The 11409-nt window shown below is 65.4% G+C and carries 9 protein-coding genes; all 9 read left to right on the forward strand.

Features of this window, described 5'->3' with window-relative positions; all coding sequences use genetic code 11:
- Position 1 precedes the first annotated feature (1 nt).
- A complete protein-coding gene (gene mraY / locus S6FBBBH3_RS02100; RefSeq protein WP_120176204.1) occupies positions 2 to 1156 on the forward strand; it encodes a phospho-N-acetylmuramoyl-pentapeptide-transferase in 1155 nt (384 codons plus the stop codon).
- A gap of 49 nt (positions 1157 to 1205) precedes the next feature.
- Positions 1206 to 2750: a UDP-N-acetylmuramoyl-L-alanine--D-glutamate ligase gene (gene murD, locus S6FBBBH3_RS02105; protein ID WP_120176205.1), complete on the forward strand. Its 1545-nt coding sequence runs from the start codon at positions 1206 to 1208 to the stop codon at positions 2748 to 2750.
- A complete protein-coding gene (ftsW, locus tag S6FBBBH3_RS02110; RefSeq protein WP_232008814.1) occupies positions 2747 to 3952 on the forward strand; it encodes a putative lipid II flippase FtsW in 1206 nt (401 codons plus the stop codon). The genes murD and ftsW overlap by 4 nt, the downstream gene beginning before the upstream one ends.
- On the forward strand, positions 3949 to 5037 hold the full coding sequence (murG, locus tag S6FBBBH3_RS02115; RefSeq protein WP_120176206.1) for an undecaprenyldiphospho-muramoylpentapeptide beta-N-acetylglucosaminyltransferase: 1089 nt from the start codon (positions 3949 to 3951) through the stop codon (positions 5035 to 5037). The genes ftsW and murG overlap by 4 nt, the downstream gene beginning before the upstream one ends.
- A gap of 148 nt (positions 5038 to 5185) precedes the next feature.
- Positions 5186 to 6580: a UDP-N-acetylmuramate--L-alanine ligase gene (gene murC / locus S6FBBBH3_RS02120; RefSeq protein WP_120176207.1), complete on the forward strand. Its 1395-nt coding sequence runs from the start codon at positions 5186 to 5188 to the stop codon at positions 6578 to 6580.
- A gap of 35 nt (positions 6581 to 6615) precedes the next feature.
- The gene (locus S6FBBBH3_RS02125) at positions 6616 to 7560 is read left to right on the forward strand and encodes a D-alanine--D-alanine ligase (protein WP_120176208.1); all 945 of its coding nucleotides are present in this window, start codon (positions 6616 to 6618) and stop codon (positions 7558 to 7560) included.
- 3 nt (positions 7561 to 7563) lie between these two features.
- Positions 7564 to 8673 carry a cell division protein FtsQ/DivIB gene (locus tag S6FBBBH3_RS02130; RefSeq protein WP_120176209.1) on the forward strand — a complete coding sequence of 370 codons (1110 nt, stop codon included), beginning with the start codon at positions 7564 to 7566 and terminating at the stop codon, positions 8671 to 8673.
- A 78-nt stretch (positions 8674 to 8751) separates the two neighbouring features.
- Entirely contained in the window at positions 8752 to 9975 is a 1224-nt protein-coding gene (gene ftsA, locus S6FBBBH3_RS02135) for a cell division protein FtsA (RefSeq protein WP_120176210.1), read from the forward strand.
- A gap of 139 nt (positions 9976 to 10114) precedes the next feature.
- On the forward strand, positions 10115 to 11386 hold the full coding sequence (gene ftsZ, locus S6FBBBH3_RS02140; protein WP_232008815.1) for a cell division protein FtsZ: 1272 nt from the start codon (positions 10115 to 10117) through the stop codon (positions 11384 to 11386).
- The last annotated feature ends 23 nt before the right edge of the window (positions 11387 to 11409 follow it).

Raw genomic sequence — 11409 nt, forward strand, 5'->3', positions numbered from 1 at the left:
CATGCTTCTTGAACTTTTCCGCAACTGGTCGAGCTCCGTCACGGGGTTCGGCGTATTCAACTACCTCACGCTGCGCGCGGTCATGGCCGCGCTCACGGCGCTTTTCATCGGCTTTGCGGCGGGTCCCTGGATGATCCGACGGCTGCGCGCCATGCACTTCGGGCAGGCGGTGCGCGACTGCGGCCCCAAGACCCACCTCGTCAAGGACGGCACGCCCACGATGGGCGGCGCCCTCATGCTCGTTGCGATCACGGTGTCGACGCTCCTCTGGGCCGACCTCTCGAACCGCTTCATCTGGGTGGTGCTCTTCGTGACGCTCGGCTACGGGATCGTCGGCTGGATCGACGACTACCGCAAGGTCGTGCACCACAATCCGCGCGGCATGAGCGCGCGTGAAAAGTTTGCCTGGCAGTCCGTGATCGGGCTCCTGGCTGCCTTCTACCTCGTCTTCGCGCTGAGCGTGCCGGCGGGCGGCACGCTGGCCGAGACGCTTTCCGCCTGGTACGACGCGCGCTTCCCGCTCGACGTGAGCACGAACCTGCATCTCCTCATCCCCTTCTTCAAGGACATCGCGTTGCCATTCGGGATGATCGGCTTCATGGCCTTCACGTACGTCGTGATCGTGGGCTCGTCGAACGCCGTGAACCTCACGGACGGCCTGGACGGTCTGGCGATTCTCCCGTCGGTCCTCGTCGGTTCCGCCCTCGGGATCTTCTGCTACGTGGTCGGGCGCCCCGACTTCGCGAACTACCTGATCTTCCCCTACATCCCGGGAGCGGGCGAACTCGTCGTCATCGCGGCGGCGCTTGCGGGGGCGGGCTTGGCCTTCCTCTGGTTCAACGCGCATCCCGCTCAGGTCTTCATGGGCGACGTGGGCGCGCTTGCTTTGGGCGGATGCCTCGGCACGATGGCGGTCATCGCTCGTCAGGAACTCGTTCTCGCCGTCATGGGCGGGGTGTTCGTCGTCGAAACGCTCTCCGTCATGATTCAGACGGTCTACTTCCGACTCTCGCACGGCAAGCGCATCTTCCTCATGGCGCCGATTCATCACCACTTCGAGCTCAAGGGCTGGAAGGAAACGCAGGTGGTGACGCGCTTCTGGATCATCACGTTCATTTTGGTGTTGATCGGTCTTTCGACCCTCAAGATCCGCTGATCGCGCCCGCTCTACCCCAGGGTTCGTTCGTTTCGAAGGAACACGCATCATGTCGATGGAAACGCCGTTGAAGTCTCAGGAAAACGCGCCGTCCGCCCGCCGGACGGCTCTCGTCGTCGGTCTCGGTGCCTCGGGACTCGCCGCAATCGAATACCTCGTTCGCCGCGGTTGGTCCGTGCGGGCGGCCGACACGCGCGAAGCGCCCGCGGGCGCGAAGACCGCGGCGGAACGCTTCCCCGGGGTCGACGTGCGTACGGGCGGGCTCCCGGAAAGTCTCCTTGACGGGGCGGAGCTCGTCGTCATGTCCCCGGGGCTCTCGCCCGACTACGGGGCGGCCGCGCCCCTCGTTGCGCGGGCGCGCGCCTGCGGGATCGAGGTGATCGGCGAGATCGAATGCTTCGCGCGCGAACTCGCGCGCCTCAAGGCCGAAACGGGCTACGCCCCGAAGGTGGTGGGGATCACGGGGACGAACGGCAAAACGACGACGACCGTACTCACGACGAAGATGCTCGAAGCGGCGGGACTCTCCGCCCGAGCCGCGGGCAACATCGGCCCGAACGCCGTCCTCGAACTTCTGAAGGCCGAGGACGCGGGGGAACTGCCCGACGCGTGGGTGCTCGAACTGTCGAGCTTCCAACTCGCGACCACCTCGAACCTCAAGTGCGACGCGGCGGCGCTTCTCAACGTGACCGAAGACCACCTCGACTGGCACGGCTCGATGGCGGCCTATGCCGAGGCGAAGCGCCGCATCTTTTCCGAAGATACGGTGCGTGTTTTGAATCGCGACGACAAGCTCTCAGTCGCGTCCGCCGACGGGATCGACCCGAAGCGCGTTCGCACCTTCGGGCAGGGCTCGCCCGGCCGTCCCGGCGAATCGGGCCTGATGCACGTCGACGGCCTCGTGTGGCTTGCGTACGTTCCGAGTCTGCCTGCGACGACGCCTGCGAGCGCCGCGGCCCGACGTCTCGCGGGGGAAGAAACCCCCGCGGCCGAAGCGCTCCTTCCCGAAGGGGCCCTCAAAATTCAGGGGCGCCACAACGCGATGAACGCCTTGGCGGCGCTGGCGCTCGTTGAGGCGGTCGGCGCGTCGCTTGCGGGCCCTTTGCGCGTTCTCGAAACCTACTCGGGCGAGCCGCACCGCGTCGAACACGTGATGACCGTCGACGGGGTCGACTTCATCGACGACTCCAAGGGCACGAACGTGGGCGCCGTGATCGCGGCCGTCTCGGGCTTTGCCGCCCAGGGGCGGCGTGTTCTCATCGTCCTCGGCGGGGACGGGAAGGGGCAGGACTTCGCGCCGCTCGGCAAAGCGCTCTCGGGTGCTGCGGCCTGCGCCGCGCTGATCGGGCGCGACGCCGAGGCGATCGGAAAGGTGTTGGTCGACGTCCCGCACGTACGCTCGGCGACGCTCGAAGAGGCGGTCGAGGTGCTGTGGGCCCGCCGCCGTCCGGGCGACGTGCTGCTCCTCTCGCCCGCTTGCGCGTCGTGGGACATGTTCCGCGACTACGCCGAACGAAGCCGCCGTTTCATTGAAGCGGCCGAGCGCATTCGTGCTCGTGAAGAAGCCGACTCCGCCGGGGGAAGCGCGTCGTGAAAAAGACCCTGGCCTCGATTCATCCTCTGAAGTCGCGTGCGACGAACGACTGGTCGCTCTACGACAACACGCCCGTCGGGCCCAACTGGGACGTCCTCGTCTGCGTGGTGGCGCTCCTTGCGATCGGCGCCGTCATGGTCTTTTCCGCGACGACCGCATTTGCCGAGAGCCCCCGCTTCAGCGTCGAGAGCACGACCTACCTCGTGCGACACCTCTCAAGCATCGCCTTTGCGACGGTGTGTGCGCTCGTCGTCTATCGGATTCCGATGAGCTTCTGGTTTCGCTGGTCGGTGCCGATCGGCGTTCTGGCCGTGCTCGTACTCGTCGCGGTCTTCATTCCGGGGTTCGGCAAGTCCGTGAATGGCGCCCGCCGCTGGATCACGCTCGGCTTCATGAACCTGCAGGTGTCCGAAATGGTGAAGGTGGCCGCGCTCATCTTCACGGCCGCCTTTACGGTGAAGAAACAGGACTACATGCACTCGTTTCTGTCGGGCTTTTTCCCGATGGCCGCGGTGATGATGCTTCTTTCCTTCCTCCTCATTCAGCAGCCCGACCTGGGTGCGACCGTCGTGATCGCCGCGGAGATCATGGGGATCCTCTTTCTCGGAGGACTCTCGATCAACATCTTCCTCGCGGTGCTCGTGATCGTGTGCACGTTCGTCGGGTGGATGATCTACGCAACGCCCTGGCGACTCGGGCGCTTTCTTGCGTACCTCGACCCGTGGTCGGAAGAGTACGTGCTCGGGCAGGCCTATCAGCTCTCGCACTCGCTCATCGCCTTCGGGCGCGGGGAACTCTTCGGGGTCGGGCTCGGCGGCTCGGTGGAAAAACTCAATTACCTTCCCGAGGCCCATACGGACTTCATCATGGCGGTGATCGCCGAAGAGACGGGCTTTGTTGGTGTTATCCTCGTTCTTTTCCTTTTTTACTGGCTCATCCGGCGGGCGTTCGAAATCGGACGACAGTCGATCAAGCTCGAACGCGCCTTCCAAGGGCTTCTCGCTCAGGGCGTCGGTCTCTGGTTCGGCGTGCAGGTGATCATCAACATCGGGGTCGCCTCGGGCGCCTTCCCGACGAAGGGGCTGACGCTGCCCTTCGTGAGCTTCGGAGGGTCGGCCCTCTTGTCGGGGCTCGTCGCCGTGGCGCTCCTCTTGCGGGTGGACAAGGAAAACAAGATTTTGATGCGCGGAGGTCAGGTGTGACGAACACGAAGCAGAAACATTTGGTGATTGCCGCTGCCGGTACGGGCGGCCATGTCATGCCGGGCCTTGCCGTCGCAAAGGTGATGCGCGAGCGCGGTTGGAGCGTCTCCTGGATCGGTACGACGACCGGGATGGAAGCCGAACTCGTCGCGCGTCATGACATCTCCTTTGCGGGGCTCAATTTTCAAGGCGTGCGAGGGAAGGGCCTCCTGGGCGCCCTCAAAGGGGGCATGAAGCTTCTCGGCGCGCTCGGCGCCGCCCGCTCGGCGCTCGGGCGCGAAAAGCCCGACGTCGTCTTTTCAACGGGCGGCTACGTGGCCGTTCCCGTCGGCTGGGCCGCAAAGAGCCTCGGGCGTCCGCTCGTACTTATGAATTGCGATGCGGACCTCCTGATGTCGACCAACACTCTCATGCCCGTCTGCACGTCGCTTGCGTGCGGCTTTTCGGGCGGGGCCCGTTCCTTTGCGGGCAAAAAGGGCCATACGACGGGGAACCCCGTTCGCGCCGACATCGTGGCGCTCCCCGATCCCGAAACGCGTCTTGCGGGCCGCACGGGCCCCTTGAAGCTCTTCGTCTTCGGCGGGAGCCTCGGCGCGCAGGTTTTGAACGACGTGCTCCCCGAAGCGCTCGCACGCATTCCCGCCGAGCATCGTCCGAAGATTCTCCACCAGACCGGCAAGAACCGCGACGAAGCGGTGCGCGCCAAGTACCGCGAGCTCGGCGTCGAAGCCGACGTGGTGCCCTTCATCACCGACATGGCGGTCTCGTACGCCGAGTCGGACCTCGTCCTGTGCCGTGCGGGCGCGACGAGCGTTTCCGAACTCTGCGCCGCGGGCGCGGCGGCGGTGCTCGTGCCGTTCGTCGCGAAGACGACCGCACACCAGCGCGGCAACGCCCGCTTCATGGCGGAGCGCGGCGCGGCGATTTGCGTCGAGCAGGCCGATTTTACGGTCGAACGCGTGACGGAGCTTCTCGAAGGCATGACGCGGGAGAAGATTCTCGAACTCGCCCGGGCCGCCCGCGCGATCGCGCGCCCCGACGCCGCGGAGCGCGTTGCGGACCTGATCGAAGAGGCCGCGCGCTAAGACATCGGTTAGACACCGAAAAGATCGAGGGGGAAAAGGTCGAAGGGACCGAAGCAAGCCCGAGGGGCTTGCGCGACGAACAGCATTACATCGGGATCCGGAGCGACGAAAGAAATTCTCCGGGCACGTCATCCAACAAGGAGCAACCGTGAAGTTTTTGGTCAATCATCTGCATTTCGTCGGTATCGGCGGCGCGGGCATGAGCGGCATCGCCGAAGTGATGCTCAATCTCGGCTACGTCGTGAGCGGCTCGGACATCGCGCGCTCGGCCGTCACCGAACGCCTGCAGAGTCTCGGCGCCCGCATCTATCAGGGCCACGACAAGAAGCACATCCGAGGGGCGGACGCCATCGTCATTTCCTCGGCCGTGAAGGCGGACAACCCCGAAGTGGTCGCGGCGCGCGAACTCGGCATTCCCGTCGTGCCGCGCGCCGTGATGCTCGCCGAACTCATGCGTCTGCGCCGCGGGATCGCCATTGCGGGCGCCCACGGGAAGACGACGACGACGTCGCTTACGGCGTCCCTTCTCGCGCAGGGCGGGCTCGACCCCACCTTCGTGATCGGCGGGAAGCTCAACAGCGCGGGTGCGAACGCGCGCCTCGGCGCGGGCGAATTCCTCGTCGCGGAAGCGGACGAGTCGGACGCTTCGTTCCTCAATTTGACGCCCGTCATCTCCGTCGTGACGAACATCGACGAAGACCACATGGACACCTACGGGCACGACTTCGAGAACCTCAAGACGGCCTTCGTCGACTTCCTCGAACGCCTCCCCTTCTACGGGGTCGCAGTCCTCTGCATGGACGACGAGAACGTGCGCTCGATCCGCGACCGCGTGACCAAGCCCGTGATCGGCTACGGCCTCTCGGCGGACGCCCTCGTGCGCGCGATCGACGTGAAGGCGGTCGGGACCCGGATGCATTTCACGGTGCTGCGCCCCGACCACGCGCCCTTGCCCGTCGTTCTGAATCTGCCGGGCCTTCACAACGTTCGGAACGCCCTCGCGGCCGTGGCCGTCGCGACCCTTGCGGGCGTTTCGAACGAAGCAATCGCCAAGGGGCTCGCGGAATTCACGGGTGTGGGCCGTCGCTTCGCGCAGTACGGCGAAATCCCCTGCACGGGGGCCGACGGCGAAACGGGCACCTTCACGCTCATCGACGACTACGGTCACCATCCGCATGAAATGGCGGCGACGATCGCGGCGTTGCGCGGCGCCTGGCCGGGCCGCCGCCTGGTCGTTGCTTTCCAGCCGCACCGCTACACGCGCACGCGCGACTGCTTCAACGATTTCGTCGAGGTGCTCAAAACCGTCGACGGCGTTGTCCTTGCCGATGTCTATCCCGCGGGCGAAGCCCCGATCGAAGGTGCGGACAGCGCGCACCTTGCGGCGGCTCTTGAAGCGGCGGGTTGCGCGAAGCCCGCGGTCGTTCCCGTCGAGGGCGTGGCCGATGCGATCCGCGCCGCGGCTCGCCCAGGCGACGTCGTCGTGACGATGGGCGCGGGCTCCATCGGGCGCGTGGCGCCCGCCATGGCGGGGCGCGCCTGAGACCGAACACTACCAATCAACGGAGAAAATTTGTCATGTCGAACGAAACGAATCAGCTCGGGCGCGTCGTCCTCCTGATGGGGGGCGTTTCCTCCGAGCGCGAAGTCTCCCTCATGTCGGGCGCGGGCGTTGAAAAGGCGCTCAAGTCCCGCGGCGTCGACGTCACGGTGTTCGATCCGAAGACGAGCAGCCTCGCCGAACTGGAGGCCGGGCACTTCGATCGCGCGTTCATCGCGCTTCACGGCAAGCTCGGGGAAGACGGCACGATCCAGGGCGTCCTCAACTACCTCGGCATCCCCTATACGGGCCCGGGCGTCGCGGCCTCGGCGACCGCAATCGACAAGGAACGCACGAAGACCATCTGGCGCGCGGCGGGGATCCCCGTGCCGCGCGGCGTGCTCCTGCACCCCGACGCCGACGAGGCGGCGCTTGAACGCGCGATGGCCGAACTCGGTGCGACGGGTCTCGTCGTGAAGCCCGCGAAGGACGGCTCCTCGATCGGCGTGACGAAGATTCACAAGGAAGACCTCACGGTCGAGGCGCTCCGCGCGGCGCTTGCCGCCGCGGGCGACGAAGACGTGCTCGTCGAAGAGTACATTCTCGGTCGCGAATTCACGGTGGCGGTGCTCGACGGCAAGGCCCTTCCCGTCATCGAAATCGTCGCTCCCGAAGGGAGTTACGACTTCCAGAACAAGTACTACACGGACGTGGTGCGCTACGAGTGTCCGGCCAACCTCCCCGAAGAGCGCGCCGCCGAACTCATGCGCACGGTCGAAGCGGCCTTTGCCGCGCTCGGCTGCCGCGGCTGGTCGCGCGTCGACGTGATGCAGCGCCCCGACGGGTCGTTTGCGCTCCTTGAAATCAACACGTCCCCCGGCATGACGCCGCACTCGCTCGTGCCGATGGCCGCCCGTGCCGTCGGGATGGACTACACCGAGCTTTGCCTTACGGTGCTCGGGCTTGCCCGCACCGACGCATAAATCGTGATCGAACCGCAACCCGCCCATTCGCACAACCCGCCCGCAGAGAGAACCGTGCCGCAGGACGAGACGAACGCCGCAGAATCGAAGGCCCTTTCTCAGATCCCCGTCGACGACGGGATCGAAGAGCAACCCGGCGACGAAAGTACGGAGACGACGAACGAGCGTCGCGCCGCCCGATGGCGTTGGGTGGGGCGCTTCGCGCTCGGCGCGATCGTGCTCGGTCTCGGGGCCGTGGCCGTACTCTCCTACGAGTGGGCGGGCAATGCCGTTCGGGAGCTCGACGCATTCCGACTGACGGAGCTCGAGCTCGCGGGCGACGCGCAAAAGGTGCCCGTCGATCGGATGCGCTCGGCGATCGAACCCGTGCTGAGCGGGAACTTCTTCACGGCGGACTTGGAAGCGGTGCGCCGTGCGGCCGAAACCGTTCCCTGGGTGAAGCGCGCGACCGTGCGTCGCGTCTGGCCTTCGGGCCTTCGCATCGACGTCGAGGTGTACCGCGCGATGGCGCTCTACGAAGACGGACGGCTCGTGAGTACCGAGGGCGTCCTCTTTTCGGCGAACCCCGAGGAGCAGGCGGACGGTGCGACGCTGCCCTACTTTTACGGGTCGGCCGCTCAGATCGAACGAATCGCGCGGAACTATCAGCGCTTTCGCGAGATTGTCGGGACGATTCCCGCGCAGATTTCGGACATCCAGTATTCGGACCGCGAAAGCTGGTCGATCGTCATGCAAAACGACTGGATGCCGCCGACGCGCGTCGAGCTCGGTCGCGACGATCCGCGCCGCCCCGTCGAAGAGCGCCTGCAGGACGTCGTCGACTCGTACCCGCAGGTGGTGAAACTCATGAAGGGGCCTCCTTCGTCGATCGACGCCCGGTACCCGGGGGCGTTCGCCGCGGGGATCCCCGATGCGGCGGCCGTGCGCAAGCACTTCAAGGAAGTGGCCGAGCGCCGTGCGGCCGCGCTCGAGCCGCCCGTCGCGGAGGTGCCGCCCGAGGATGCGGCGGACGATTCGGGCGATTCGGGCACCGAGGAAAATCTCGAGCGCGCGCCTCTCGGCCAAGAAGCTTCGCCCTCAAATCCCGCGCCCGCAACGCTTTCGGCCGGTTAATGTGACACAATGTTGCCGCGACGTACCGTTTCGTCGCGGCCGACTTCGAACGACTGCATTTCCAACATTCCAAACTTCATGACGACCAATTCGAACGACGTGATCGTGAGTCTCGACGTGGGCTCGAGCAAGGTGCTCTGCGTTGTCGCCCGTCCGGGCGACGACAAGGGATTTCACCGCGTGCTCGGGATCGGCAACGTGCGCTCGCAGGGCATTCGCCAGGGAACGGTGATCGATGTCGAAGAGGCCGTTCATTCGATTCGCAAGGCGGTTTCCGAAGCGCAGTACACCTCGGGCGTGAAGATCGACCGAGTTTGGGGCTCGATCGGCGGCCAAACGCAGGTGAGCTACAACTGTACGGGCGCGGCCGTGCCGCGCAGCCGCGAAGTGCGCCAGGAAGACGTGACGCTTGCGGAGGTGAATGCCCGGCAGAACGCGATCCAGCAGGGTCAGGGGCGCGACCTCGTGAAGCTCATTCCGCAGGGCTACCGCGTGGGCGACGTCATCGCGCCCCGGAGCCCCGTGGGGTTGACGGGATCGAAACTCGAAGCGCTCGTCCATGCGGTCTACGGGTCCGCGTCGAACGCGGAAAACCTCAAGCGCTGCATGCAGCGCTCGGGTCTCGAACTCGTCGACTACGAGCCCCACGCCTGGGCAGCCGCACAGGCAACGCTTACCGAAACGGAAAAAACGTGCGGCGCCGCCGTGATCGACATCGGCGCGGAAACCACCTCGATGGCGGTCTTTCGCGAAGAGGTCGTCGCGTTTTCGAACGTGCGCCCGTGGGGCGCGGAATATTTCACGCGCGACATCGCCATGGTGCTCGGTGTCGAACTCGACGAGGCCGAGGCGCTCAAGGTGTCGGCCGGGACCTGCGACCCCGATCGCGTGCTCCCGGGCGAAATCGTTCAGGCCGGGAAGCGCCCCCGTCCTTATCTGCGCGAACTCGTCGCGAAGACCCTCCAGGCGCGCGTCAAGGAGTTTTTCGAACTCTATCGGCGCACGCTCATCGAGGCGAAAGTCTTCGATTCGATCGAACTCGTCGTATTGACGGGGGGCGGCGCGAGCCTCAAGGGGATCGACGTCGCCGCGGGCCGCCTGCTCGGGAAACGCGTTCGCATCGGCTGTCCGCAATTCATCGAGGGCGACACGCCCGTTCTTTTGCAACCCGATGCGACCGTGGCGATGGGACTCATCCGCTGCGCCGAAATGGGCGACTTGAGCGACACCGCTTCCTACGGGAAAAAACCTTTGCCGAACTTTTTCGGTCGACTGAGAAACGTCTTCGTGGGAGACTATTGAGAACACCCGATACGAGACCTGCGGTTCTCTGAAAACCGTAACAAAAAACTACCGAACGCTCCGCAAAAGCATGTGCGGGGCGTGCGCGATTCGCTCATCTAAGCGATAATTTCGAAATTCTGAATAAAAGAGGTCGACGATGCCTTTTGAAATCCTGCAGGAGATTGATCCGCTGAACACCGTGATCAAGGTGATCGGCGTCGGCGGTGGCGGCGGCAATGCCGTCGAACACATGATTGCGCACGGCGCCAAGGGTATTGAGTTCATTGCGGCCAATACCGACCACCAGGCCCTTCAGCGCTCGAAGGCTCACGTGAACATCCAGCTCGGCAGCACCGGGCTCGGCGCGGGCGCGCGTCCCGAAGTGGGCGCCGCTGCCGCGCAGGAAAAGCGCGAACAGGTGGCCGAAGCGATTCGCGGCGCTCACCTGCTCTTCATCACGGCCGGCATGGGCGGCGGCACCGGTACGGGTGCGGCTCCCGTCATTGCCGAGATTGCGAAGGAAATGGGCATCCTCACGGTGGCCGTCGTCACGAAGCCCTTCAGCTTCGAAGGCGCCCGCCGCATGCGTACGGCCGAACTCGGCATCGAGAACCTCAAGGACAAGGTCGACTCGATGATCGTCATCCTCAACGAAAAGCTCGAAGAGGAATGCCCGCCCAACGCGACGATGAAGGAATGCTTCGAAACGAGCAACGAAGTGCTCTACAAGGCCTGCGTCGGTATTGCGGAAATCATCCATACGCCGGGTACGATCAACGTCGACTTCGAAGACATCAAGACGGTGATGGGCGAACGCGGCACGGCGATCATCGGGCTCGCGACCGCGTCGGGTCCGGACCGCGCCCGCGTCGCCGCCGAAAAGGCGATTGCCTGTCCGTTGCTTGAAGGCGCCAACCTGCAGGGCGCCCGCGGCATGCTCGTCTACTTCACGGGCAACGACTCGCTCACGCTCGCGGAAATCCGCGAAGCCATGGGCGTTCTGAACACCTTCGTTCACAAGCAGGCGACGGTGATCTTCGGCTCGGCCCTCTCGGAAGAAATGGGCGACGAAGTGCGCGTCACGGTGGTGGCGACGGGTCTCGATCGACCGTTCGAAGCCGAACCCGGTCCCGGCTCGGAACAGCCCGTTTCTTCGGACGTGTTCGTCGTGTCCCCCGGCAAGCCTGCGGCGCCGAGCGCCCCCGCCGTTGCGCCGACCGACTACCCGGCGAAGACCTTTGCCGAACCGCAGCCTCAGGCGCCCGCCGTGCAGCCGCAGCCCGCGGCTCCGGGGATCGCGCCCGCCGTTCCGACGCCCTCGATGCCCCAGCCCGCCGCTCCGCAGGCCGGTCAGCAGTCGGGCTCGAACGGGAATCCCTTCTCTTTCGGCTACACGATTCCGAGCTACCTGCGCTCGGGCAACAACTAAGAGAAACGCTTTCGGGCTCGGAC

The organism is Sutterella megalosphaeroides (assembly GCF_003609995.1).
Classification (GTDB): domain Bacteria; phylum Pseudomonadota; class Gammaproteobacteria; order Burkholderiales; family Burkholderiaceae_F; genus Sutterella; species Sutterella megalosphaeroides.